The organism is Marinobacter sp. MIT930201, from assembly GCF_047122665.1.
GTDB classification, from domain to species: Bacteria; Pseudomonadota; Gammaproteobacteria; order Pseudomonadales; family Oleiphilaceae; genus Marinobacter; species Marinobacter salarius.
This window is the reverse complement of sequence record NZ_CP138916.1, coordinates 2,950,620-2,974,705: the sequence shown is the minus strand read 5'-3', so window position 1 is coordinate 2,974,705 and position 24,086 is coordinate 2,950,620. Positions and strand designations below refer to the sequence as shown.

Sequence of the window (24,086 nt, the reverse complement as noted above, 5' to 3'; positions counted from 1 at the left end):
ATCTTTTCTCGCAATGAGCCCCGCGGCCCAAGGCGCGGACCCCGCAGAGGGGCGGAAACTCGCTGCCCAGTGCAAGACCTGCCATGGTCTGGACGGAATAGCCAAGATCCCGATAGCACCAAACCTGGCGGGCGAAAGCCAGATGTATATTGAGAAACAGCTGAAAGCGTTTCGCAGTGGCAAACGGGAACACGAGATGATGTCTTTGGTCGCCAGGAACCTGACTGATCAACAGATTTCTGATCTGGCAGCCTGGTACCAATCCATTGAGATTAATGCAAAAATGCCGGAATGATCCTTGAAGCCGGTGCCATCGTCTCAGGACTTGTCATCGGCCTTCCAGCCATCATCCTTCAGCACCGACCCTACGGTGAGCATCGGGGCTGCATCGATATTATCCGCGTCCATCATATTGGCCACCCGCTGCAATGAAGCCAGAATCATGGTCTGCTCCCATTCTGCCAGGCTCTGGAACTTCCGTGTGAAGTCTTCCTGAAGCGGGTTCGGCGCCCGCGATAGGATTTCCGCGCCCTCACTCGTCAGATGCGCATGAACCTTGCGTTTGTCCTGGGTGCTGCGAACACGGTAAACCAGTTTACGATGCTCCAGCCGATCAAGAATCGTGGTCACGGTTGCCTGGCTCAGGCTCACCTTATCGGCGATGGTTCCGATGGTGACCTCGCCCAGGTCACGGATGCTGCGCATAATCAGCAATTGCGGGCCGGTCAGCCCCGCGTGCTTGCTAAGGCGTTTGGAATGCAGGTCAGTCGCTCGAATCACCCGACGCAACGCCACCAAAACCTCTTCGTAATTGTTCAACGCAACACTCCGCTTCGATTTGCCGAATTGTTTATAACACTAAGCATTAGAGGTCTTTGTTCCCAAGATTGCAAGCAGTAGTCACCACACCCACCGCGGTGTATTCCACTGACCTGCCAGTCCTTTTACGAATTTTCGCATTCTTCCGCCAACCACTATGCTAAGGTCACCCCCTTGTTGAATTTCCGCACAACGGACACGGCCCAATGAACACCCGAGTACATAATCTTATCCTGCAAAGCTCTTCCGGGAAGCGCCTGACAACCGCCCTCGCTTCATGCCTGATCGCACTGCTATTCAGTTCTGCCACCACGGCTCAGGAGCCCGGCGAGAACCTGACCGCCGAGGATGTCCAGCAGCGAATCGATACCGCGGAAGAACCCATGTACACGCCGTTTGTTGAGCTGTATCTATTGGAGGAAACCAAAGCACTGCGCAAGGAAATGATGAACACCCGCGCCGAGCTGATCGAGAAGGTTGTCGACAAGGAACTCTCGGTGGCCGACAAAACCATGTCGTACGCCACCGACACCGTTACCTACTTCTTCTACCTGATCGCTGGCGCCACCTCCATTCTCGTGGTCATTGGCTGGAATTCGATTCGCGACATGCGCAACCAGCTCACCAGCCTTGCCGAGAAGCGGGTCAATGAACTGGTCGTTGAATATGAAAAGCGCCTGGAATTCATCGAGGACCAGTTAAGGCAGAAATCCGACATCATTCATCAGAACCAGGCCGAGATCGAACGCACCAACGAAGTGCACTCCCTTTGGCTGAAAGCCAGCCAGGAAACCTCCCAGCAGAATAAGATTTCTGCCTACGATACGATCCTGGATCTTCGGCCTGACGACGTGGAGGCACTGAGTTACAAGGCCGATGCGGTGCTGGAAATGCAGGAGCCACTGTGGGCGATCAGTCTTTGCCAGCGCGCCCTGAAACTGGCCCCTGAAAACGGCCATGCGCACTATCAGCTGGCCTGCGCCTACGCCGAGATCGGTCGTTGGGACGATGCCGTGACGACGCTGCAAAAGGCGATTAATATCTCTGAAGCATACAAGGACGACGCCTCCGTTGACCCCAGCTTTGAACAGTTAAGGGATCACGACAGTTTCCGGAAACTGATTTTCACGGACGACGGGGAGCAGTCTGACGCCTGACACGACAGGCCGGCACGCTCCTTGCTCGCCTATGATTGGAAAAACAACCGTCAGCGTTCCGTCACATTCACTGGCATTGCCTGCTTGACAAGGTGGCAGGTGTGGTGTTTGTTTACATCGCTGAGAACATAAGAAAAACCCTGACACAAAACAGGACAGACCCAATGAGAACACCAGTCAAGAAACTCGTATCCGCTGTTGCAACATCCATTGCCGTGATGGGCGCCGGCCAAGCCGCTGCCGAAATCAAAATCGGCATCGCAGGGCCGATGACCGGCCCTGTCGCCCAGTACGGTGATATGCAGTTCTCTGGCGCCCGCATGGCGATCGAACAGATCAATGCCAATGGCGGTGTTATGGGAGAGAAACTTGTAGCCGTCGAACAGGACGACGTGTGTGATCCCAAGCAGGCCGTCTCAGTTGCCAACAACATGGTCAACGAAGGCGTGCGCTTCGTGGTCGGGCACCTCTGCTCCAGCTCCACCCAGCCCGCTTCCGACATCTACGAGGACGAAGGCATCCTGATGGTGACGCCAGCTTCAACCAGCCCGGACATTACCGAGCGTGGCTACGAACTGGTCTTCCGTACTATCGGTCTGGACAGCATGCAGGGCCCGGTTGCCGCCAATTACCTGATCAGCCAGAAGCCCGAGCGTGTTGCCGTTGTTCACGACAAGCAACAGTACGGTGAAGGCATTGCGACCGCCGTTCGTGACACCCTCGAAGAAGCCGGTGTTGAAGTGGCCATGTTTGAGGGCATTACCGCTGGTGCCAAGGACTTTTCATCGCTGGTGACCAAGCTCAGGCAGGCTGATGTGGACTACGTCTATTATGGCGGCTACCATCCGGAACTCGGTTTGATCCTGCGTCAGGCGCAACAGGCTGACCTGGACGCCACGTTCATGGGCCCGGAAGGCGTGGGCAACAAAGACATCAACACCATCGCCGGCGAGGCAGCCGAAGGGCTGCTGGTTACACTGCCGCCGAGCTTCGATGAAAAAGACGAAAACCAGGAACTGGTTCAGGCCTTTGAAGAGAAAGGCGAAGATCCCTCCGGTCCTTTCGTACTGACCTCCTACACCGCTGTACAGCTGATTGCCGATGGCATTGAAGCCGCCGAATCAACTGACCCATTCGATGTGGCCGAAGCGCTGCGCGCAGGCACATTCCAGACGCCAATCGGTACCGTTGAGTACGACAACAAAGGCGATATGGAATCGTTTGAGTTTGTTGTTTACGAATGGCATTCAGATGGCAGCAAAACTCCGGTAAACTAAGCCGCAATCGTTAACAAACGGTAATTATGAGAGCACCTTCTCACCGCGATCCGGGAGAAGGTGTTTTTCTAGGCCCCTGTTGATCCTGTATTCAGTCCCCCCGGTACCCCGGGCTGTGCCTGTGTGCAGAGGAAGGGGCAGGCTATCGGAGTCCCACACAGATGCAAGACCTCCTGTACTTTATCCAGCAGCTCATAAACGGGCTGACGATCGGGAGCACCTACGCCCTGATCGCCATCGGTTACACGATGGTTTACGGCATCATTGGCATGATCAACTTTGCCCATGGTGAGATTTACATGATCGGGGCCTATACCGCCCTTATCGCCATTACCGGCCTTGCCGCACTGGGTGTCGCCTGGCTTCCGTTGATACTGATCGTGGCGCTGGTCTGCGCGATGATCGTTTCCAGCACCATGGGCTGGGCCGTGGAGCGGGTGGCATATCGACCGGTTCGGGGAAAGCACCGCCTGATTCCGCTGATCTCGGCAATCGGCATGTCAATCTTCCTCCAGAACTACGTTCACCTGGCCCAGGGATCACGCAACATCGGTTTTCCTGCGCTGATTGAAGGCGGATTCCGGTTCGGTGCCGAAGATTCGTTCCAGACCTCGATTTCCTACATGCAAGTCACCATCTTCATCACCACACTGATCTGCATGACAATACTCTCCCTGTTCATATCCCGCTCCCGCATCGGCCGCGCCTGCCGGGCCGTTTCCCAAGACCTTGGAATGGCCAACCTGCTGGGCATAGACACCAACCGCATCATTTCAGCCACATTCGTCATTGGTGCTGCATTGGCCGCGGTCGCAGGCCTTCTGCTGGGAATGTACTACGGCTCCATCGATCCGCTGTTTGGCTTCATTGCGGGACTGAAGGCGTTTACGGCCGCCGTTTTGGGGGGCATCGGAAGCATTCCGGGCGCCATGCTTGGGGGGCTGATTCTCGGGGTTGCCGAGAGCATGACCTCCGGTTACCTCAGCGGCGAATACAAGGACGTTGTCTCCTTCGGACTGCTGATCCTGATCCTGCTGTTCAAACCCACCGGCCTGCTTGGCAAACCGGAGGTTGAAAAGATCTGATGGCTGCTCATAACCTGAAACACGCGCTGTTTTGCGCCATTGTCACCCTGATCATTTCGTACCCCATTCTGGGATTCAACCTGGCCAGCGAAGGCACCACGGTTACCCTTGAAGGCGCCGAGACGTCTACCGTCATCGGCGTACTGCTGGCAGCGGTTATTGTCTTCCTGTTCCAGCTGTTCCGGGACAATCTGATGGGCTCACTGCGGCAGCTGCCCGCAGCAAACCCGCTGGCCAACCGCAAGCCCATGGAGCAGAGCAAGCGGCTGAAACTGGAATCGGCCCTGCTCACGCTGATGATCATAGGCGCCCTTATCTGGCCCTTTATCGCCTCCCGTGGCGCGGTGGATCTGGCTACCCTGGTGCTCATCTACGTCATGCTGGCCCTGGGCCTGAATGTGGTTGTCGGCCTCGCCGGCCTGCTGGACCTGGGCTACGTCGCTTTCTACGCCGTCGGTGCATACACCTTTGCCCTGCTGTCTCAGTATTACGGCGTTTCATTCTGGTTTGCCCTGCCGATCGGTGCCCTGCTTGCGGCCCTGTTCGGGTTGGTTCTCGGCTTTCCGGTGTTGCGACTGCGAGGGGATTACCTGGCCATCGTCACACTCGGTTTTGGGGAAATCATCCGCATCCTGCTTAACAACATGACCAACCTGACGGGCGGCCCCAATGGCATCGGCGGCATTCCCGACCCTACTCTGTTTGGCATGGAATTCGGCCGCCGGGTGAAGGAGGAAGGCAATACGTCGTTCCATGAAACCTTCGGCATTGCCTACAGCGGTGAGCACAAGGTGATTTTCCTGTACCTGATCGCTTTGGTACTGGCCGTCATTACCGCTATCGCTATTCGCCGCTTGATGCGGATGCCGGTAGGCCGTGCCTGGGAAGCCCTCCGCGAAGACGAGATTGCGGCAAAATCCCTGGGATTGAACCGAACTGCGGTGAAGCTTTCCGCCTTTACCATCGGTGCTTTCTTCGCCGGTTTTGCCGGTACGGTGTTCGCCTCCAAGCAGGGCTTTATCAGCCCGGAATCCTTTGTGTTCCTGGAATCGGCCATCATTCTGGCGATTGTGGTACTGGGCGGCATGGGCTCCCAGATGGGAGTCATCCTCGCTGCGATCGCGGTCACCATACTGCCGGAACTGGCACGGGAGTTCTCCGAGTACCGGATGTTGATCTTCGGCGCGGCCATGGTGTTGATGATGGTCTGGCGCCCGCAGGGCTTGCTGCCCATGCGACGCATCCACATTGAACTGAAAAAGCAGGAGTGACGGATAATGCTTGAAGTACAGAATCTGTCGATGCGCTTTGGCGGGCTCCTGGCGGTGGATCAGGTGTCGCTGGACGTACAGGAACATGAGATTGTCGCTATCATCGGCCCCAACGGAGCCGGCAAAACCACCGTGTTTAACTGCATGAGCGGTTTCTACAAGCCCACTGGTGGCAAGATCCTGTTCCAGGGAGGTGAAATCCAGGGTAAGCCGGACTTCAAGATTTCCCGCCTTGGCCTGGTCAGAACCTTTCAGCACGTGCGTCTGTTCAGCCGTATGACGGTGGTGGAGAACCTGCTGGTGGCGCAACATCGCCACCTCAACACCAATCTGCTCTCCGGCATACTGAATACCCCGAACTATCGGGAGAAAGAGCAAAAGTCGCTGGACCGCGCCGCCTATTGGCTGGACCGGGTGGGACTGACGGATATGGCGAACCGGGAAGCCGGCAACCTGGCCTACGGCCAGCAGCGCCGTCTTGAGATCGCCCGCTGCATGGTGACCGAGCCCAAGCTACTGATGCTGGATGAACCCGCTGCAGGCCTGAACCCGGCCGAAACCAAAGACCTGAACCAGCTGATTATCAGTCTGAAGGAAGACTACAACGTGTCTGTGGTGCTGATTGAGCACGACATGAGCCTGGTGATGGATATCTCTGACCGCATCAATGTGATCAACCAGGGGCGCCCCCTGGCCAGCGGCACACCGGATGAGATTCGCCGCAACGATGATGTCATCAAAGCCTATCTGGGTGAGGCCTGAGGAATAACCATGCTTGTACTAGAAGACGTCCATACCCATTACGGCAAGATCGAGGCACTTCACGGTGTCTCTGTCGAAGTGAAAAAAGGTGAGATCGTGTCGCTGATCGGTGCCAATGGCGCCGGCAAGACCACGCTGCTGATGACCGTCTGCGGGAATCCCCAGGCCACCTCTGGCCGGGTGATTCTCCAGGGTCGGGACATCACCCGTGATCTCACATCGAACATCATGCGCTCGGGCATTGCTATCGTGCCCGAAGGCCGGCGCGTGTTTTCCGGCCTGACCGTTGAAGAGAACCTCCACATGGGCGGTTTTTTCAACACCAAGTCGGAAATCCGCAAAAGCCAGGACCACGTCTACGAACTGTTCCCGCGCCTGAAGGAGCGGGAACATCAGCGTGCCGGCACCATGTCGGGCGGCGAGCAGCAGATGCTGGCCATCGGGCGGGCGCTGATGAGCAAACCGAACATGATCATCCTGGACGAGCCCTCCCTCGGGCTGGCTCCACTGGTGATCAAACAGATCTTCGAGATCATCGGAAAGCTGCGCGAGGAAGGGATTACCGTGTTCCTGGTGGAACAGAATGCGCATCAGGCCCTGAACCTGGCGGACCGAGGCTACGTGCTGGAAACCGGACGTATCCGCCTGCACGATACCGGGAAAAACCTGCTGGCCAACCCGGACGTTCAGAATGCCTACCTCGGTGGTTGATGAGATAGCCACCCACCGCTAGAACGGCGTACCTAAACGCAAAAAAGCCGGAACATGGTGTCATGTTCCGGCTTTTTTGTAACACCTGGCATCAAGCAATCGCTTACTTAACGCTCTTGATGGTGCCCTTGTAACCTTCAACGGATACGTTGATGGTTCCAAATACCACGTAATCGTCTTTCTTGACGGTGTAACGCGGAGCGACAATCACGTCAGCACCGGATTCCTGAATGGCGTTGTAGGCAGCAGCCGCCTTAACAGCTTCAACCGGGTTCGGCAGAGCGAAAGGCAGTGCACTTCCACCGTTACCACCGGCAGAGTAGGCAACGCCATCAGCGTATTCAGTTTCAGCGCCCAGGGTAAAGAACAGAACCTTGGTTGCAGAGGATTGACCGGTGATCTTCTCGCCTACTTCGATGTCAGCCTTAACGTCGGTAGCAACGGAGCCAGACAGCGGCAGGGAGGGAGCGCTGGTGTTCAGTGAGGAACAGCCAGTCAGTGCGCCAGCAAGAATCAGTGATGATGCGACAAGAACTTTTTTCAAAACTCAATCTCCATGTGTTGTGTACAAGCCTTCATGGCCGCGCGCACTATACCCAAACAAGTTCTATATAACAAGATCATTACAAAAGAACATTTTTTAGCCGATTTAGAAATATGAACACATGATCACATTTTTGACTTTGCGGGCCAAATCAATCACTCAGCGCCTTTGTAATTTGCCTTCCTGATATTTCAACTATACTCAGAGTCAACGGTCGACCTGTCTCCACGGGAAATCAGTCAGGGCCGTTAGCGCGCCGGCTCCGGGACCCTTTCAGGTGGGCATGGCGCGTTTGCGACGACAGCTAAATCAAACAAGGAGTGGATAATGAAAAAACTCATCGCAGGTGCACTGCTCATGGGTGCTTCTACCCTAGCCTTCGCTCAGCCTGGTTGCGGCGTTGGTGCAATGATCTGGAAAGGACAGTCAGGCATCGCCCCCCACGTTCTGGCGGCAACCACCAACGGTACTTTCGGTAACCAGACGTTTGGCATGACCACCGGTACCCTGGGTTGTCAGACCAACCAGTCCGTGCAATCCATGGCCATGTACATGGACAGCAACATCGATAAAGTTGCCCGCGACATGTCCCGTGGCTCCGGCGAAAACCTGGACACCCTGGCCGTACTGCTGGGTGTGGACGAAGCGGATCGCGACTCTTTCCGCAAAGTTCTGCAGGATAATTTCGCAACCATCTTCCCATCGTCCGACACCACCTCTGGCGAGGCTGTCGATGCCATCGTAGCCCTGCTGGAGCAGAACGATACGCTGAGCAAGTACGTAGCCGCCTGATCTTCGGGCGCGAAGAAAAAGGAGTTTGCGCGCCATGGACGGCGCAACGAATGTCTCACCATCCACCCGTCGCCTAACCCGGAATTGACTGACCATCCATGCGCACTTTGCTTCAGTTCGCGCTGGCCCCTATATGGCTGGCATCCTGTTTCAATGCATTTGCAACATCGCTCCCCGACACCGGAAACCTACATCAGAATCCTGCGTGGTTGACCCTGCTCCATTACCAACCCGACCGCTTCGGCGACGGCTACACCGGTCAGGCGGACGACGATGCCTTCTACCTCAGCGATAACGGCAAAACCTCACCAAAGGCGGAACTGGAAGCCACACTCGCGGCCATCACCCAGCCCGGAGGCGGGAATGAGCACGCGCGCTGCCGCTTCCCGGCACGGGACCGCTGGCTAAGGGCGCAACTGGACCTGCCCGGGCAACCCGTAAATTGCCCCGCTTTCGAGGAGTGGACCGACGAGTTGAATACCGAAACCGTGACACTGGTATTTGCCGCGTCCTACCTGAACAGCCCGTCGTCCATGTTTGGCCATACGTTCCTGCGACTGGACCCGCCCAGGGAAGACGAGGAAACGAACCTGATCCTGGCCAACACCATCTCTTACGCCGCCGATGCGGCCGCCCACGATAGCGAAATTCTGTTCGCCTATAAGGGCATTTTTGGTGGCTACCCGGGCATTACCTCCATCCAGCCCTACTACGAAAAAATTCGCCTCTATTCCGACATTGAGCACCGGGACCTGTGGGAGTACACACTCAACCTCACCCAGTCGGAAGTGGACATGATGCTCGCCCATACCTGGGAGATACGCGAGCGCAATTTCGATTACTACTTTTTTGACGAGAACTGCGCCTACCGCCTGCTGGCCCTGATCGACGTCGCCCGGCCCGGTACCGATCTGCTGGGGGAAGTCGGCACCCATGCCATTCCCTCGGACACGGTGCGATGGGTTGTCGACAAGGGACTCGTCGACTCCGTCTACTACCGACCTTCTGCGGCGACCAACGTCAGCCACCGCATCGACGCTCTGCCCGACGACCATCAGACACTCGCCGCCGCCATCGCCAACGGCTATGTGGATGCCGATGCACCCGAGGTACAGGCATTGAGTGATGAACCGCGTGCGCGGGTGCTGGACGCCACCTACGACTATGTTCGTTACCAAAGCGAAGCCGAGGGCTGGCCCAGGGAACATGCAGCCCCACTCTCCCATGACCTGCTAAGGGAACGCAGCAAGATCCGCGGAGTCGCGATAAAGGACAGCCCCCCTGAGCCTGCCATCCGGGACGACCAGGGCCATGACACCTTTCGCGCCAGCGTCAGCGGCGGGCGCATGGGTGACCGCAACTTCAGCGAACTCACGTTACGCCCCGCCTATCACGACATACTTGATCCACCCGCAGGCTACCGTGGCGGAGCACAGCTCCAGTTCCTACGACTGGATGCCCGCCTGTACACGGACAACAACGAAGTACAGATTGAACAGCTGACCGGCGTGGAAATCCGCTCACTCTCGCCGCGCAACCAGTTCTTCTCGCCACTATCCTGGCAAGTCGGCTTCGGCGGCCGCCGCACTGACACCGAAACCAACCGCGTATTCACCCCCTATCTGGAGGGCGGCGCCGGTGGCAGCTGGCAGCTGGCACCCGGCACCCAAGCCTTCGCCATGGCCACTGCCGACCTGGAAATCGACGACGACCTGCGACGCGGCTACGACGCCGCCCCCGGCGCCGACCTGGGTATACTGCATCAGAACAACCAGTTCAGCCTTCTGGGCGGCGTAAAAACCAAAGCCTGGATCGTCAGCAGCCAACACCGACAGGATCAGGCCTACCTGGAAGGCAACTGGCACCTCGAACGGGACTTCAGCCTGTTCGGAAAATTCAGCCGTGAAGACCACTACGACAGGTACCGCAGCACATGGCAACTCGGACTCCACGCCTACTTCTGACAATTCTGAGAACACTGGCCGGCCTCGCCGCCGCGTTTACCTTGCTGCTGCAGACCGGCTGCAGCAGCGTGTTCTTCTATCCGGACCAGGTCACCTACATCACTCCCGACCGCCTGAACCTGGAATTCGAAGATGTGTTCGTGGAAACCCCCGACGGCGAAACCCTCCACGGCTGGTGGCTCCCCGCAAAGTCCGAGCCCAAGGGTACGGTCTACTTCCTCCACGGCAACGCCCAGAACATCAGCAGCCACATCATGAACGTCGCCTGGCTGCCTGAGAGACGCTACAACGTCTTCCTGATCGACTACCGGGGATATGGGCGCTCCACTGGCGCACCGGACATAGAAGGCACCCTGCACGACGCAGAGACCGGCCTGCGATGGCTGGTCGACCAGCCGGACGTACAGAGCCAGCCCCTGTTCCTTCTAGGTCAGAGCCTGGGTGGCGCACTGGGAACCGCCCTGGCCAGTGAATGGGTAAAGCGGGACGAGCAACCACCCCTGGACGGCGTGATTCTAGACGGCACCTTCTCCGGCTTCCGCGCCATTGCCCGTGAAAAACTCGGCGACTTCTGGCTCACCTGGCCACTGCAGGTTCCATTGAGTTGGACGATCACTGACGAATACGAGGCTTACGAAAGCATTGGTGATATCAGCCCGGTTCCAGTGATGGTGATTCACAGTGTTCGGGACGGGATTATCCCATTTCACCACGGGGAGCGTTTGTACGAGGAAGCAGAAGAACCCAAAACGTTCTTGCAGACGGATACTCCCCACGCCTCGACATTTGTGATTCCGGGGTATCAGGATGAAGTTCTGAAATTTATGGAGGGCGAGTAAAAAGCCTGGGCGTCCGTCGCAGACAGGCTTGCAAAACCGTGGAGCGCCAGGGATGGCGCGACCGAGCCCCACAGGGACGTATTTACGTGGCGTGTTTTGAAAGCCTGTCTGCGACGGGCGCTTCACAAAATTGAAGGCCTGAAAATGAAAAAGCCCGCCAGACTCCAGGGAGTGGCGGGCTTTTTATTAGAAGCAGAGCTTACAGCGCGGACAGATCCGTCGGCTGCTCACCTTCCTTCACTTCCTTCATGGACAGCTTCACGCGGCCACGGTTGTCCACATCCAGAACTTTCACCAGAACTTCCTGACCTTCGCTCAGCTCGTCAGTCACGTTCTCGATGCGACGCTCGGAGATCTGGGAAATGTGCACCAGACCATCCTTGCCAGGCAGGATGTTAACAAAGGCACCGAAGTCCACGATGCGCTCAACGCGACCGCTGTAGATAGCGCCTACTTCGATTTCCGCAGTGATTTCCATCACCCGCTTCATCGCAGCATTGGCCGCATCCTGATTGTCGGCATAGATCTTCACGTTGCCATCGTCATCCAGATCGATGGAAGCACCGGTCTCGTCACAGATGGAGCGGATAGTGGAACCGCCCTTGCCGATAACGTCGCGGATCTTTTCCGGGTTGATCTTGATGGTCGTGATGCTCGGCGCGCGGCTGGAAAGCTCTTTGCGCGGCGCAGAGATAACCTTGGCCATCTCACCCAGGATGTGCAGACGTGCTGCATTGGCCTGATCCAGCGCAATTTCCATGATCTCGTCGGTGATGCCCTGAATCTTGATGTCCATCTGCAGAGCAGTGATACCCTCAGAGGTACCCGCAACTTTAAAGTCCATATCGCCGAGGTGATCCTCATCACCCAGGATATCGGTCAGAACCGCGAACTGGTCGCCTTCCTTGACCAGACCCATGGCGATGCCGGCAACCGGCGCCTTGATGGGAACACCTGCATCCATCAGTGCCAGACTGGAACCACAGACCGAGGCCATGGAGCTGGAACCGTTGGATTCAGTGATTTCGGATACCGCACGGATGGTGTACGGGAATTCTTCCATGGTCGGCATAACCGCGGCGACACCACGCTTGGCCAAACGACCGTGGCCCACTTCACGACGACCCGGTGTACCCACACGGCCCGCTTCGCCAACGGAATACGGAGGGAAGTTGTAATGGAACAGGAACGGATCTTTACGCTCGCCTTCCAGGGCATCGATGATCTGCATGTCGCGGGCGGTGCCCAGCGTGGTGGTCACGATGGCCTGAGTCTCGCCACGGGTAAACAGGGCGGAGCCGTGGGTGCTGGGCAGAACGCCAACTTCCACTTCGATCGGGCGAACGGTCTTGTTGTCGCGGCCGTCGATACGAGGCTTGCCGTCGATAACCTGCTGGCGAACGATGGTCTTCTCAACCTTGGCGAAATACTTCTTCACTTCGTCTTCCGCCGGCTGACCTTCTTCTTCTCCGGCCAGTTTTTCAACGGCAGCGGACTTGATCTCGCTCAAGCGGGCATAGCGCTCCATCTTGTCACGGATGCCATAGGCCTGCTCGATATCGGCCGAAAAGTCAGCCTTTACAGCGTTCAGAAGCTCAGTGTTCTCTGCTTCTGGCTGCCACTCCCAACGAGGCTTGCCAACTTCAGCGGCAAATTCCTTGATCGCGGTAACCGCTGTCTGCATTTCCTGGTGCCCGAAGAGCACGGCGCCCAGCATCTGGTCTTCTGTCAGGCCCTTGGCTTCGGATTCAACCATCAGAACCGCGTCTTCAGTACCGGCAACCACCATGTCCAGCAGGGAGGTTTCCAGTTCTTCAAAGGTCGGGTTCAGGAAGTAGCCACGCTCATTGGTGTATGCGACGCGGGATGCACCGATAGGACCATCGAACGGGATACCAGAGATGGACAGGGCGGCGGAAGCGGCCAGCATGGCGGCAATATCCGGATCCTGGTTCTTGCTGGAGGACATGACCGTCGTGATGACCTGGGTTTCGTTCATGAATCCCTTGGGAAACAGCGGACGAATCGGACGGTCAATCAGGCGAGACGTCAGGGTTTCTTTCTCGGACGGACGGCCTTCACGCTTGAAGAAACCACCCGGGATTTTGCCCACAGCGTAGGTTTTCTCGAAGTAGTTAACGGTCAGCGGGAAAAACGGCTGGCCCGGCTTGGCTTCCTTGGCCGCAACCACGGTACCCAGTACCGAAATGTCGTCTACGGTGACCAGCACAGAGCCGGTGGCCTGGCGGGCGATGCGACCGGTTTCGATGGTGACGGTCTTGCCGCCGAGTTCGAACGATTTTTTAACGGGATTAAGATCCACGGTAACTCCTGAATTCATCATTTCAATTGGTTGACCCGGATAACTCGCCCCTGCGAATTATCCGCTATAACTGCAACATCGCCTGAAGTGATGAACTGAAGGGTAGCCCGTCTGAAAGCTAACAGGCTGTTGCAAAACCCCGGGGCGTAAGCCACCTGGCTAAACCGGGCTTTTCAACAACCTGCTATCAATTTCAGCTTTCCGTTACGACAGGGAGTTCCTTCAGGGTTCACAGACAGACACGATGCAGGAGAGAGGCACAACCAGCGGGACTATCAAAGCCCCGCCGGCCGTTAAGTACAACCGGATTAGCGACGCAGGCTCAGACGCTGGATCAGGTCCAGGTAGCGGTCTGCGTTCTTACGCTTCAGGTAATCCAGCAGTTTACGACGCTGGTTAACCATCCGGATCAGACCACGGCGGGAATGGTGATCCTGCTTGTTGGTCTTGAAGTGATCCTGCAGCTTGTTGATGTTGTGGCTCAACAGTGCAACCTGAACTTCAGGAGAACCGGTATCGCCATCACCCTGCTGAAAATCCTTAACGATCTGTGCTTTCTCGTCGGCAGAAAGTGCCATAAAACTCACCTCATTGTCGCGATGCTATCGAATTCGGCCGAACCACGCATCTCTACAGCCCGGCTAACTGGCAATAACCCTCAAAGGGCTATCAGCCACTCTTCACCAGACGACGAGGCACCAGTTTGGTCGCCTCCCCCTCCGGGAATCCTTCCGCCAGCCCGACAAAACGCCCGTTGCCATAAAGGCGAACGAACCCTTCCGCGGGCTGACCCGATATTCTAACTGGTTGTCCGTTCAATATCGACACCAGCGAACTGCCTTCCAGATCCCGCTCCGGGAACATGGACAGAGCAGCATCCGGGGCCACCAGCAGGCCATCCAGACTTTCACCTTCTTCGCGCATGGACTCCAGCATTGAAACCTCACGGGCATCCGCCAGCGTGAAACCGGAGGCCATGGTGCGGCGCAGTGCCGTGACATGGGCACCGCAGCCCAATGCCTCGCCAATGTCCTCCACCAGCGAGCGAATATAGGTGCCTTTCGTGCAACTTACCGCGATATCAATCTCGGTCTCGCGCACCTCCAGCAGCGTCAGCTCGTATATGGTCACCGGGCGCGACGGACGCTCCACCTCAATACCTTCGCGCGCGTATTCATAGAGCGGTTTGCCCTTGTGCTTTAGCGCGGAGTACATGGAGGGAACCTGCTGGATATCGCCACGAAAGCGCTCCAACACCGGTTCCAGTGCATCGGCATCGAGCCCAGGGGGCACAGGTCTCTCAGCAACCACGGCACCTTCGCTGTCCCCGGTTTCGGTGCGGACACCCAGGCGAGCGGTGGCGATGTAGGCTTTGTCGCTGTCCAGCATCATCTGGGAAAACTTGGTGGCTTCACCAAAGCACAACGGCAACACGCCGGTGGCCAGCGGGTCCAACGCACCGGTGTGACCGGCCTTGGCCGCCCCGAACAGGCGTTTTACCTGCTGCAGGATGCCGTTGGACGTAATGTCCATCGGCTTGTCGATCACCAGTATGCCGTTTACATCGCGACCTTTACGACGTCGACTCAAGCCTTTTGCTCCGGATCATCAGACGCCCCGTCGTTGCGGGCGTCGTCGTCACGGTCAACCACTGGCTTGTCGCCAACCGCTTCCCGAATCAGATTGTCCATGTGACGGCTGTGCCCAAGCAACGTATCGAAATGAAAACGCAACTGGGGCGTCACCCGCAATTTCATGGCACGGCCGACCTGCCCTTTCAGGAAGCCAGCCGCTTTATTCAGCACTGTCAGGGAATCCCGCACCTGCGGCGACTCCTCGGTCAGCTCTTCGGTGGTCAGCAGCGATACGTAAACGTCTGCATAACCCAGGTCACGGCTCACCTTGACGGCATTCACCGTGACCATGCCCACCCGCGGGTCTTTGACCTCCCGCTGGATGAGCTGGGCCAGCTCCCGCTGCATCTGATCGCCGATGCGATCAATCCGGCTGAACTCTCTTGGCATCAGGTTTCCTTTAATCTCAGGCGCATCACGCGCCGGTGGACTCAAGCTTACGCTCAACCCGAACGCGATCGAATACCTCGATCTGGTCGCCGACTTTCACGTCGTAGCCCTTAACGCCGATACCACACTCCATACCGTTGCGGACTTCCGGCACGTCATCCTTGAAGCGGCGCAGCGATTCCAGCTCGCCTTCAAAGATAACCACGTTGTCACGCAGGACACGGATCGGCTTGTTGCGGTAAACGTTACCCTCGGTGACCATACAGCCAGCCACCTGGCCAAACTTCGGCGAACGGAACACATCACGCACATCGGCAATGCCCACGATATCCTCGCGGAATTCCGGCGCCAGCATGCCGGTCAGAGCTGCTTTCACATCATCAATCAGGTTGTAGATGATGCTGTAGTAGCGCAGATCCAGACCTTCCTGCTCCACCAGACGCTTGGACGCGGTGTCCGCACGCACGTTGAAGCCGAAGATAACCGCGTTGGTCGCCATGGCCAGACTGATGTCCGTCTCTGCGATACCACCAACGCCCGACGACACGATCTTGACCTGTACTTCGTCGTTACCAAGATCCTGCAGCGACTTGGTGATGGCTTCCAGGGAACCACGAACGTCGGTCTTGAGCACCACGTTGAGGGTTTTGACCTCGTCCTTGCCCATATTCTCGAACAGGTTCTCAAGCTTCGCAGCCTGCTGCCTGTGCAGACGCTGCTCCCGCTCGCGGGACTGACGGAATTCCGCCAGTTCCTTGGCCTTCTTCTCGTCAGCCACAGCAAAGAACTCATCACCAGCGTTCGGCGTGCCATTCAGGCCCAGGATTTCCACCGGAATGGAAGGCCCGGCTTCTTTGACCTGCTTGCCGGCCTCGTCGGTCATGGCGCGAACCTTACCGAAGAAGGAACCAGCCACCACCATCTCGCCCTGACGGAGCGTGCCGTTCTGCACCAGTACGGTAGCCACGGAACCGCGACCACGCTCAAGGCTGGATTCGACCACCACACCCTTCGCAGGTGCATCCGGAGAGGCCTCGAGCTCAAGGATTTCAGCCTGCAGCAGCAGTGCCTCAAGCAGATCTTCAATGCCGTCACCGGTATGGGCGGATACAGGGATAAACTGAACGTCACCGCCCCAGTCTTCCGGAATAACTTCCATACCCGCCAATTCGGTCTTGATACGATCCGGGTCGGCCTCTTCCTTGTCCATCTTGTTGATGGCAACGACGATGGGAACGCCGGCGGAACGTGCGTGATCCACGGCTTCCTTGGTTTGCGGCATAACGCCGTCATCGGCGGCCACCACCAGGATAACGATGTCGGTGCACTGGGCACCCCGCGCACGCATCGCCGTGAAGGCGGCGTGGCCCGGAGTATCCAGGAAGGACACCATGCCATGGTCGGTTTCAACGTGGTACGCACCGATGTGCTGGGTGATACCCCCGGACTCGCCGGACGCCACCTTGGTGCGGCGAATGTAATCCAGCAGCGAGGTCTTACCGTGGTCAACGTGACCCATCACACTGACAACCGGCGCACGCTTGGTCTTTTCCTTGCCTTCAAAGGAGAATTCACTCAGAACCTCTTCCTCGAACGCATCTTCACTCACCGTGTTGGCTTTGTGACCGAGTTCCTCAGTCACCAGAACAGCGGTTTCCTGATCGAGAGCCTGGTTGATTGTCGCCATTACCCCCATGCCCATCAGTTTCTTGATGACGTCCGCTGACTTGACCGCCATCCGCTGGGCAAGATCACCCACTGTGATCGTCTCGGGAATATCGACTTCTCGTACCATTGGCTTGGTCGGCCTCTCGAAAGCATGACGCTTTTCTTTGGGTTTCTTTTTCGCACGGAGCGGCTTGCGCAGCGTGGTGTCTTCTTCCTCTTCATTGATAATCAGAGGCTCTTCCACCGGACGGCTGCGCGGCCCACGATGCCCTGCGGACTTCTTCTTGGGCTTACCCTCTTCGGGCTCATCACCGCGCTCGCGGGCCTTTTCCTTCTTCTTCTTCGGCTTTCGATCCTTGCCTTCGCCTTCTTCAGGCGGCGGTATCGGCATGTCTTCCGGCGCGGGAACCGGTGACGGTTCCGGCTCGGCAGCCACTTCCGGCTGAGCTTTTTCAGCCGGTTTTTCGTCAGTAGCCGGCTCTTCAGCCGGAGAATCTGACACCGGCGCTTCCGGCTTCGGCGCATCCGCAGGCTGTGCCTGCTCAGCCGCGACTGTCGCTGGGGCCTCTTCCGGGGCCGCAGCCGCCTGCTCGGCAGCTTCTTCCTGCTTCGCCGCTTCCGGCTCGAGCTCGGCGCGTTTGATATACGTACGGCGCTTGCGAACCTCAACATTGACCGTTTTGGTACGGCCCGCTTTCAGCGTGGTTGTTGTCTTGCGCTTAAGAGTGATTTTCTTGGGCTCAGCCTCACTCTCACCGTGATTCTTTTTCAGATAGGTCAGCAACTGCTGCTTCTCATCACTGGTAACAGAATCCCCTTCGGAGCGGGCTTTCAGGCCAGCCTCCACGATCTGTCGCAGCAAACGATCCACGGGAGCGCCTACATCTGCGGCCAGTTGTTTTACCGTTACATCAGCCATACTGGTCCTCCTCCCGATTAAGCCTGGTCTTCAAACCAGGGGGCGCGTGCTGCCATAATCAACTGGCCGGCACGCTCTTCTTCCATTCCTTCAATGTCGAGCAAGTCGTCAACCGACTGCTCTGCAAGATCTTCCATGGTACGAATCCCCATACCGGCCAGCTTGAAAGCCAGGCCACGATCCATACCGTCCATTGCGAGAAGATCTTCTGCGGGCTCAGCGCCCTCTAGCGCCTCTTCACTGGCCAGGGCCTGATTCAACAGGGCATCCTTGGCACGGCGACGCAATTCGGTCACGGTTTCTTCATCAAAACCGTCAATGGCAAGCATCTCTTCCATGGGGATGTACGCTACCTCCTCAATGGAGGTAAACCCTTCCTCAATGAGGACACCTGCAAATTCTTCGTCCACATCCAGATTGCCGGTGAAGTGCTCGAGCAGAGAATTATACTCCTGCTCCTGACGCTCACCTGCTTCCTCTTCTGTCATGACGTTCAGCGTCCAGCTGGTAAGGTCCGTCGCCAACCGAACATTCTGACCATTCCGGCCAATCGCCTGGGCCAGATTGTCCTCAGCTACTGCCACTTCCATGGTATGGCGGTCCTCGTCCATGACGATGGACGCCACTTCCGCCGGTGCCATGGCATTGATGACCAGTTGCGCGGGGTTGTCGTCCCACAGCACGATATCCACACGCTCGCCACCCAACTCGTTGGAAACTGCCTGTACTCGTGAACCACGCATGCCCACGCAGGCACCCACCGGATCAATCCGGCGGTCGTTGGTCTTGACCGCAATCTTGGCGCGGGAGCCTGGGTCCCGGGCTGCGCCACGAATCTCAATCAGCTCCTCCGCGATTTCCGGCACCTCAATGCGGAACAGTTCGATCAGCATCTGCGGATCGGTACGGCTCAGAATCAGCTGCGGGCCGCGATGATCGGTACGGATTTCCTGCAGCAGAGAGCGCACACGATCGCCCATACGGAACGTTTCACGGGGAATCAGGTGTTCACGGGGCAGCAAGGCTTCGGCGTTGGCCCCCAGATCCACGATGACGTTGTCACGTGTCACTTTCTTTACGGTGCCAGAGACGAGCTCACCCACGCGATCCCGGTAGCTATCGACAATCTTGGTGCGCTCGGCTTCCCGCACTTTCTGGAATATGATCTGTTTCGCTGCCTGGGCACCAATACGGCCGAAGGCAACGGATTCCACTTTCTCTTCATGGATATCGCCGGGCTGCAGACTCTTGTCGATTTCTTCCGCTTCCTGCATGGTCAGCTCGGTGCCCAAAGCAGGAACCGCATCGTTATCAACCACCAGCCAGCGACGGAACGTTTCATATTCGCCGGTGCGGCGATCGATGGAAACGCGGATGTCCGCTTCCTCGTCGTCGTAGCGTTTTTTGGCAGCGGTGGCGAGTGCCAGCTCGATTGCTTCGAAGATCACGTCCTTCTCGACACCTTTCTCGTTCGAGACGGATTCAACCACCAGCAAGATCTCTTTACTCATTGGATTGCCCTGCCCTTAAAAATAAACTTTGCGTCCACTGACTTACTCAAATACCGGAACGATGTTGGCTTTCTCGATGCTATCGAATGGCAACAGGTATTCGTGATCATCAACAACCACGACAACGTCTTCACCTTCAATGCCTTTAATCAGGCCCTGAAACTTGCGACGCCCCTCAAATGCCATTCGTAATTTGATCTGGACCTGGTGGCCTGCGAATGCCTCATATTGCTCCAGACGGAACAACGGCCGGTCCATGCCCGGAGAAGATACCTCCAGGGTATACTCCGTCTGAATGGGGTCTTCCACATCCATTACGCCGCTGGCCTGGCGACTGACTTTCTCACAGTCTTCAATGCCGATGCCGTTTTCAGCATCGTCAATAAAAATTCTCAACAGGGAATGGTGTCCCTGGGAGCGAAATTCAATGCCCCAAAACTCGTAACCCAGGCCTTCCACAATGGGCCTGAGCAATTCTTCCAGCTGCTTCAACTTGGCTGACAAGGTTATCCCGTCTCCGTTACTCGATTTTTCCGACCCCAAAAACAAAAAAAGGGCTGTTGATCAGCCCTTTTTATGCACCAGGGCCTGATGCGCCAGGCCCCTTAATCAAAAAGCCCCTAAAAAGTGGGGCCCTTTGTTGCAAGAACTCACAGGGGAAAAGCAATCTAAACACCCCCTGCTGACAGACACCTGGCCTGCCTGGAACCGGCAGGGCAAACTGTGCCCGGAGCCCGCTCCAATATCCGCCGGAGTATAGAGACGCCGGCCTTACTGGTCAAGGACTGACCAAAAAAAACGGCCTGGTAAATCCAAGCCGTTTTTCTTCTTATATGGTGCCCAGGGCCGGACTCGAACCGGCACGGCTTTCGCCACTACCCCCTCAAGATAGCGTGTCTACCAGTTCCACCACCTGGGCAGCACCTTTACTCGAGCTCGGGGAGTTTATTTTCATCCCCGCGCCCGTCTTCGCCTTCTGTCGCTGATTCACCCTCAGCCTGCCCGGCATCCGATTCGGCCGGTGACTCCTGGACTACAGGAATACCCGCCTCACCTGCCACTTCGGCACGCTGCTTGGCAAATACAGCCAGCGAAAAACTCGTTACAAAAAATACGATAGCCAGCAAAGTTGTGGCACGGGTCAGAAAGCTACTGCTGCCCTCGCTGCCAAACACGGTCTGGGAGGCGCCACCACCAAATGCAGCACCGGCATTGGCACCCTTACCCTGCTGGAGCAGGACCAGCGTCACCAGCGCCACCGCAATGAGCACGTGCAGAACGACAACCAGTGTTTCGACCCAATCCATAATGACTCTCTAATGACTCTTGCTAATGGCTTTCGCGAACCTTTAACGCTCAAGACTTGCCTGGCACCGCCCGGCAAATACTTACAAAATCGTTTGCATCCAATGACGCGCCACCAATCAACCCGCCATCGATGTCCGGCTGAGCAAAAAGCGCCGCGGCATTATCCGCTTTTACACTGCCGCCGTAAAGCAGCGATATCTCATCCGCCGGAGCCCCAAGGGACTTCAACACATCGCGGATAGCGGCATGCATGGTCTGAGCATCATCAGCGGTTGCGGTTTTACCCGTTCCTATGGCCCAAACTGGCTCATAGGCAATCACAACCTGCTGCCATGACTCACTGCCAACGTCGACGAGGGCTTTGCGAACCTGTCGCGACACGACACTTTCAGCCTTGCCCGCATCACGTTCTTCGAGGGTCTCGCCAACGCAAACAACAGCGACCAACCCTGACGTCAGGGCCTGCCCGACCTTGGTGGCAACCTGCTCATCGGTTTCGCCGAAGAGCTGCCTGCGCTCCGAATGCCCGACCAAGGTAAAACCACAGCCGCAATCTTTTGCCATCGCCGCGGAGATTTCCCCGGTGTAGGCGCCTGAATCCCAGCACGCTACATTCTGAACACCAACAGCCAGCTTATCGCCAGCCTGCTCAGCAACATCGCCAACATACAGGGCGGGAGGAATAATAACAGCCTCCACACCATTATCAAACGATGCTAATTCGGACCGGACTTGACCAACCAGATTGCTTACCAAGTCTTTCGACCCGTTCATTTTCCAGTTGCCGGCGACAATCTTACGGCGCATAAAAAATCCCTGATTCAAGGGAGGGCGAACTATACAGCAGTCTTTTACAGCAGACAACTGCCCCTAAGCACAAAATCATGCCCGGGAATTCTCAACCACAACAGCCAGTTCCTCGGCAATTTTCACGATTTGTGCCTCATCCTGCCCTTCCGTCATTACCCGGATCAGAGGCTCTGTGCCCGACGCCCTCAGCAACACGCGACCACCGCCACCCAGCCTGGCCTCCGCCGACTCCACGGCCCTGACAATATCGTCACGCCCGAGAGGATCAAAACGCTGGTCGACCCGCACATTGATCATCTTCTGAGGCAACTTGCTCATACCCTGGCGAAGGTCTGCCAGGGAGCTACCTGCGCGACGAATGGCCAACAATACCTGGAGCGCAGACACAATACCGTCACCAGTGCTGGTGCAATCGCGGATGACCATATGGCCGGAACCTTCACCGCCAAGCAGCCAGCCCCGGTCGATGAGTCGCTCCATGACATACCGGTCGCCGACTTTGGCACGCTCGAAATCAATACCCTGCTCCCTGAGCGCCAACTCAACGCCCAGATTGGTCATCAGGGTGCCCACAACGCCCCCTTTCAAGGTTCCGGCGGCATGACGTTGCGCGGCGATCACGTAGAGCAACTCGTCGCCATCGACTTCCGAGCCGTCACGATCCACCATGAGCACCCGGTCACCGTCGCCATCAAAGGCGATCCCGAGATCAGCCTGCTTCTCCAGAACGGCCTTGCTCAATGATCCCATGTGAGTGGAACCGACATTAAGGTTGATATTCAGACCATCAGGCTCGCCCCCTACCACGGAAATCTTCGCCCCCAACTCGCGGAACACTTTCGGGGCGACGTGGTAGGTAGCACCGTGAGCGCAATCCAGGACAATATGAAGTCCTTCGAGTGAAAACTCGTTGGGTACCGTACTCTTACAGAACTCAACGTATCGGCCTGGTGCGTCATCAACCCGGAACGCCTTGCCTAACTCTTTCGAGCCGCAGACCTCAATGGGCTTATCCAGCCACTTCTCGATCTCTGCTTCCAAAGCATCATCCAGCTTGGTCCCAGCGGGGGAGAAAAACTTGATACCGTTGTCATGGTGCGGATTGTGGGACGCACTGATGACAATCCCCGCGGAGGCGCGAAAGGTTCGGGTCAAATAGGCGATCGCAGGGGTGGGCATGGGCCCAAGCAGTTTCACGTCCACTCCGGCCGCGGACAAACCTGCCTCAAGGGCGGATTCGAACATATAGCCCGAAAGACGGGTGTCTTTACCAATCAGCACACTGTTACGCTGCCCATCCCGTTTGAAGGCCTGCCCCGCAGCCCAACCCAGGCGCAGCATAAATTCGGGGGTTATTGGAAATTCGCCCACCCGGCCCCGGATACCGTCCGTGCCGAAATATTTTCTGTCGCTCATCGTCCAGCTTCCTCCATTGCCGTCACCACTTTAACGGCATCGACTGTTTCCCTGACATCGTGGACGCGAATGATGGATGCGCCCTTCATGGCGGATATTGTCGCGGCAGCGAGGCTTGCGGGCAAGCGTTCACTGACATCACGACCGGTGATATGGCCCAGCATGCTCTTGCGGGACATGCCCACCAGAATCGGGTGCCCTAGCAACTGCAGCTGTTCCAGCGAGGCCAGTAACTGAAGGTTGTGCTGCGGAGACTTGCCAAAACCGAAACCAGGATCAAGGATGATGTTATCTGGCCGCACACCGGCTTTCTCTATCACCCGCATTCGCTCGGTAAGAAACGAACTGACCTCCCGCCGCACATTCCGGTAGCGAGGATCATCCTGCATGGTATCCGGTTCGCCCTGAATGTGCATGACACACACCGGCACTCCAGCGCTTGCCACCACCTCGGGCGCGCCATCCCGTTGCAGCGCCCTGACGTCGTTAATCATCCCGGCACCGAGCTTCACCACCTCCGCCATAACCTCGGGCGAACTGGTATCGACCGAAACGACAACGTCCAAATCACGGGCAATCGCCTCTACCACCGGACACACTCGCTCAAGCTCTTCCTCGACAGACACCGGCGTAGCGCCTGGCCGTGTGGACTCACCACCCACATCAATAAAAGCCGCACCGTCCGCCACCATCTCACGGGCCCTTGCCAGGGCAATCTCAGCGGTAGTGTACCGACCTCCATCCGAAAAGGAGTCCGGCGTCACATTCAGGATCCCCATGACGTGGCAGCCGGACATATCCAGAATCCTGCCCGCAAAGTTTATCTGCATAAGTAACCTTTTCTGCAACCCGCAAAAACAAACGCCGCCCCGTCAGGGGCGGCGTT

The 24,086-nt window shown here is 57.2% G+C and carries 23 protein-coding genes and 1 tRNA gene; 10 read left to right on the top strand and 14 right to left on the bottom strand.

Going from position 1 to position 24,086, the window contains the following annotated elements:
* The first annotated feature begins 13 nt into the window (after positions 1–13).
* Complete coding sequence (locus SIC19_RS13590) at positions 14–295, top strand: c-type cytochrome (protein WP_052479669.1); 282 nt, start codon at positions 14–16, stop codon at positions 293–295.
* Between the two features lie 23 nt (positions 296–318).
* Here the strand turns inward: SIC19_RS13590 and SIC19_RS13585 are convergent, their stop codons facing one another.
* Positions 319–819, bottom strand: a complete 501-nt coding sequence (locus SIC19_RS13585; RefSeq protein WP_036208599.1) for a MarR family winged helix-turn-helix transcriptional regulator — start codon at positions 817–819, stop codon at positions 319–321.
* Between the two features lie 206 nt (positions 820–1,025).
* Here SIC19_RS13585 and SIC19_RS13580 point away from each other — a divergent pair, with 206 nt between their 5' ends.
* From SIC19_RS13580 to SIC19_RS13555, 6 genes are all read left to right on the top strand, one after another.
* Positions 1,026–1,976: a TPR end-of-group domain-containing protein gene (locus SIC19_RS13580; RefSeq protein WP_091642844.1), complete on the top strand. Its 951-nt coding sequence runs from the start codon at positions 1,026–1,028 to the stop codon at positions 1,974–1,976.
* A 218-nt stretch (positions 1,977–2,194) separates the two neighbouring features.
* The gene (locus tag SIC19_RS13575) at positions 2,195–3,253 is read left to right on the top strand and encodes a branched-chain amino acid ABC transporter substrate-binding protein (protein ID WP_252971437.1); all 1,059 of its coding nucleotides are present in this window, start codon (positions 2,195–2,197) and stop codon (positions 3,251–3,253) included.
* A gap of 161 nt (positions 3,254–3,414) precedes the next feature.
* A complete protein-coding gene (livH, locus tag SIC19_RS13570) occupies positions 3,415–4,338 on the top strand; it encodes a high-affinity branched-chain amino acid ABC transporter permease LivH (RefSeq protein WP_127401887.1) in 924 nt (307 codons plus the stop codon).
* On the top strand, positions 4,338–5,609 hold the full coding sequence (locus SIC19_RS13565; RefSeq protein ID WP_036208590.1) for a high-affinity branched-chain amino acid ABC transporter permease LivM: 1,272 nt from the start codon (positions 4,338–4,340) through the stop codon (positions 5,607–5,609). Before livH ends, SIC19_RS13565 begins: the two co-directional genes overlap by 1 nt.
* A 6-nt stretch (positions 5,610–5,615) precedes the next feature.
* Positions 5,616–6,371: a high-affinity branched-chain amino acid ABC transporter ATP-binding protein LivG gene (gene livG / locus SIC19_RS13560; protein WP_036208587.1), complete on the top strand. Its 756-nt coding sequence runs from the start codon at positions 5,616–5,618 to the stop codon at positions 6,369–6,371.
* 9 nt (positions 6,372–6,380) lie between these two features.
* A complete protein-coding gene (locus tag SIC19_RS13555) occupies positions 6,381–7,082 on the top strand; it encodes an ABC transporter ATP-binding protein (RefSeq protein WP_007153092.1) in 702 nt (233 codons plus the stop codon).
* 103 nt (positions 7,083–7,185) lie between these two features.
* On the opposite strand, the gene SIC19_RS13550 is transcribed toward SIC19_RS13555, so the two are convergent.
* Positions 7,186–7,626, bottom strand: a complete 441-nt coding sequence (locus tag SIC19_RS13550) for a hypothetical protein (protein ID WP_036208584.1) — start codon at positions 7,624–7,626, stop codon at positions 7,186–7,188.
* A gap of 327 nt (positions 7,627–7,953) precedes the next feature.
* Here SIC19_RS13550 and SIC19_RS13545 point away from each other — a divergent pair, with 327 nt between their 5' ends.
* The 3 genes from SIC19_RS13545 (at position 7,954) to SIC19_RS13535 (ending at position 11,221) form a co-directional block, all read left to right on the top strand.
* Entirely contained in the window at positions 7,954–8,418 is a 465-nt protein-coding gene (locus SIC19_RS13545; RefSeq protein WP_007153094.1) for a DUF3015 domain-containing protein, read from the top strand.
* Between the two features lie 98 nt (positions 8,419–8,516).
* Positions 8,517–10,382: a DUF4105 domain-containing protein gene (locus SIC19_RS13540; RefSeq protein WP_075194322.1), complete on the top strand. Its 1,866-nt coding sequence runs from the start codon at positions 8,517–8,519 to the stop codon at positions 10,380–10,382.
* The gene (locus SIC19_RS13535; protein WP_075194321.1) at positions 10,352–11,221 is read left to right on the top strand and encodes an alpha/beta hydrolase; all 870 of its coding nucleotides are present in this window, start codon (positions 10,352–10,354) and stop codon (positions 11,219–11,221) included. Before SIC19_RS13540 ends, SIC19_RS13535 begins: the two co-directional genes overlap by 31 nt.
* Positions 11,222–11,420: 199 nt before the next feature.
* Here the strand turns inward: SIC19_RS13535 and pnp are convergent, their stop codons facing one another.
* The 12 genes from pnp to folP form a co-directional block, all read right to left on the bottom strand.
* Positions 11,421–13,544, bottom strand: coding sequence for a polyribonucleotide nucleotidyltransferase (pnp, locus tag SIC19_RS13530; protein WP_075194320.1), 2,124 nt, complete (start codon positions 13,542–13,544; stop codon positions 11,421–11,423).
* A gap of 308 nt (positions 13,545–13,852) precedes the next feature.
* Positions 13,853–14,122 (bottom strand): 30S ribosomal protein S15, encoded by a 270-nt coding sequence (gene rpsO, locus SIC19_RS13525; protein WP_007153099.1) that lies wholly within the window; start codon positions 14,120–14,122, stop codon positions 13,853–13,855.
* Positions 14,123–14,213: 91 nt separating this feature from the next.
* Entirely contained in the window at positions 14,214–15,134 is a 921-nt protein-coding gene (gene truB / locus SIC19_RS13520; protein WP_075194319.1) for a tRNA pseudouridine(55) synthase TruB, read from the bottom strand.
* A complete protein-coding gene (gene rbfA / locus SIC19_RS13515; protein WP_036207858.1) occupies positions 15,131–15,568 on the bottom strand; it encodes a 30S ribosome-binding factor RbfA in 438 nt (145 codons plus the stop codon). The genes truB and rbfA overlap by 4 nt, the downstream gene beginning before the upstream one ends.
* 25 nt (positions 15,569–15,593) lie before the next feature.
* Positions 15,594–18,155 carry a translation initiation factor IF-2 gene (infB, locus tag SIC19_RS13510; RefSeq protein WP_075194318.1) on the bottom strand — a complete coding sequence of 854 codons (2,562 nt, stop codon included), beginning with the start codon at positions 18,153–18,155 and terminating at the stop codon, positions 15,594–15,596.
* A 17-nt stretch (positions 18,156–18,172) separates the two neighbouring features.
* On the bottom strand, positions 18,173–19,666 hold the full coding sequence (nusA, locus tag SIC19_RS13505) for a transcription termination factor NusA (RefSeq protein ID WP_036212210.1): 1,494 nt from the start codon (positions 19,664–19,666) through the stop codon (positions 18,173–18,175).
* Positions 19,667–19,708: 42 nt separating this feature from the next.
* Positions 19,709–20,170 (bottom strand): ribosome maturation factor RimP, encoded by a 462-nt coding sequence (gene rimP, locus SIC19_RS13500; protein WP_036212208.1) that lies wholly within the window; start codon positions 20,168–20,170, stop codon positions 19,709–19,711.
* A 330-nt stretch (positions 20,171–20,500) separates the two neighbouring features.
* Positions 20,501–20,585 (bottom strand) — tRNA-Leu (locus SIC19_RS13495).
* 7 nt (positions 20,586–20,592) lie between these two features.
* Entirely contained in the window at positions 20,593–20,973 is a 381-nt protein-coding gene (secG, locus tag SIC19_RS13490) for a preprotein translocase subunit SecG (protein ID WP_036212204.1), read from the bottom strand.
* Between the two features lie 49 nt (positions 20,974–21,022).
* Positions 21,023–21,781 carry a triose-phosphate isomerase gene (tpiA, locus tag SIC19_RS13485; protein ID WP_075194317.1) on the bottom strand — a complete coding sequence of 253 codons (759 nt, stop codon included), beginning with the start codon at positions 21,779–21,781 and terminating at the stop codon, positions 21,023–21,025.
* A gap of 75 nt (positions 21,782–21,856) precedes the next feature.
* The gene (gene glmM, locus SIC19_RS13480) at positions 21,857–23,200 is read right to left on the bottom strand and encodes a phosphoglucosamine mutase (RefSeq protein ID WP_075194316.1); all 1,344 of its coding nucleotides are present in this window, start codon (positions 23,198–23,200) and stop codon (positions 21,857–21,859) included.
* The gene (gene folP / locus SIC19_RS13475; RefSeq protein ID WP_036212198.1) at positions 23,197–24,030 is read right to left on the bottom strand and encodes a dihydropteroate synthase; all 834 of its coding nucleotides are present in this window, start codon (positions 24,028–24,030) and stop codon (positions 23,197–23,199) included. Before folP ends, glmM begins: the two co-directional genes overlap by 4 nt.
* Positions 24,031–24,086: the final 56 nt, after the last annotated feature.

Coding starts and splice junctions, on each gene's coding strand:
- SIC19_RS13580 (WP_091642844.1), top strand. CDS start 1,026: ATGAACACCCGAGTACATAATCTTATCCTGCAAAGCTCTTCCGGGAAG.
- SIC19_RS13555 (WP_007153092.1), top strand. CDS start 6,381: ATGCTTGTACTAGAAGACGTCCATACCCATTACGGCAAGATCGAGGCA.
- secG (WP_036212204.1), bottom strand. CDS start 20,973: ATGGATTGGGTCGAAACACTGGTTGTCGTTCTGCACGTGCTCATTGCG.
- livH (WP_127401887.1), top strand. CDS start 3,415: ATGCAAGACCTCCTGTACTTTATCCAGCAGCTCATAAACGGGCTGACG.
- SIC19_RS13575 (WP_252971437.1), top strand. CDS start 2,195: ATGGGCGCCGGCCAAGCCGCTGCCGAAATCAAAATCGGCATCGCAGGG.
- SIC19_RS13565 (WP_036208590.1), top strand. CDS start 4,338: ATGGCTGCTCATAACCTGAAACACGCGCTGTTTTGCGCCATTGTCACC.
- glmM (WP_075194316.1), bottom strand. CDS start 23,200: ATGAGCGACAGAAAATATTTCGGCACGGACGGTATCCGGGGCCGGGTG.
- SIC19_RS13545 (WP_007153094.1), top strand. CDS start 7,954: ATGAAAAAACTCATCGCAGGTGCACTGCTCATGGGTGCTTCTACCCTA.
- SIC19_RS13540 (WP_075194322.1), top strand. CDS start 8,517: ATGCGCACTTTGCTTCAGTTCGCGCTGGCCCCTATATGGCTGGCATCC.
- tpiA (WP_075194317.1), bottom strand. CDS start 21,781: ATGCGCCGTAAGATTGTCGCCGGCAACTGGAAAATGAACGGGTCGAAA.
- livG (WP_036208587.1), top strand. CDS start 5,616: ATGCTTGAAGTACAGAATCTGTCGATGCGCTTTGGCGGGCTCCTGGCG.
- rbfA (WP_036207858.1), bottom strand. CDS start 15,568: ATGCCAAGAGAGTTCAGCCGGATTGATCGCATCGGCGATCAGATGCAG.
- rpsO (WP_007153099.1), bottom strand. CDS start 14,122: ATGGCACTTTCTGCCGACGAGAAAGCACAGATCGTTAAGGATTTTCAG.
- infB (WP_075194318.1), bottom strand. CDS start 18,155: ATGGCTGATGTAACGGTAAAACAACTGGCCGCAGATGTAGGCGCTCCC.
- nusA (WP_036212210.1), bottom strand. CDS start 19,666: ATGAGTAAAGAGATCTTGCTGGTGGTTGAATCCGTCTCGAACGAGAAA.
- SIC19_RS13590 (WP_052479669.1), top strand. CDS start 14: ATGAGCCCCGCGGCCCAAGGCGCGGACCCCGCAGAGGGGCGGAAACTC.
- SIC19_RS13535 (WP_075194321.1), top strand. CDS start 10,352: ATGGCAACTCGGACTCCACGCCTACTTCTGACAATTCTGAGAACACTG.
- folP (WP_036212198.1), bottom strand. CDS start 24,030: ATGCAGATAAACTTTGCGGGCAGGATTCTGGATATGTCCGGCTGCCAC.